This window comes from Paraburkholderia sp. SIMBA_027, assembly GCF_046535315.1.
Taxonomy (GTDB): Bacteria; Pseudomonadota; Gammaproteobacteria; order Burkholderiales; family Burkholderiaceae; genus Paraburkholderia; species Paraburkholderia tropica.
Genome location: NZ_JAWRWY010001620.1, coordinates 1 through 235, shown reverse-complemented (window position 1 = coordinate 235; position 235 = coordinate 1). Strand labels below are relative to the sequence as shown.

Genomic DNA, 235 nt, shown 5'->3' with positions numbered 1-235 from the left:
CACCAGTGCCTGCATGGCCAGCCTCCTGGTCGTCGCTACCGCAGTCAGCGCTCAAACTTCGCCGTCAGCGGCAACGCCGGAAACCGGCCGGCTGCATGCCGCCGATCAGGCATTCATCACCGACGCAACCAAGGCCGTCTCGACGCAACGCGATGCCGCACGCATCGCCGCGTCGCGCTCCACCGATAGGGAAGTCAAGGCCTTCGCCGAACGCGTGTCGAACGACAACGCCAAA

1 protein-coding gene is annotated in these 235 nt (G+C 65.5%); it reads left to right on the top strand.

The features are described 5' to 3' along the window. On the top strand, nt 1–235 hold a 235-nt coding region (locus SB764_RS44660; protein WP_410867397.1), incomplete at both ends, for a DUF4142 domain-containing protein.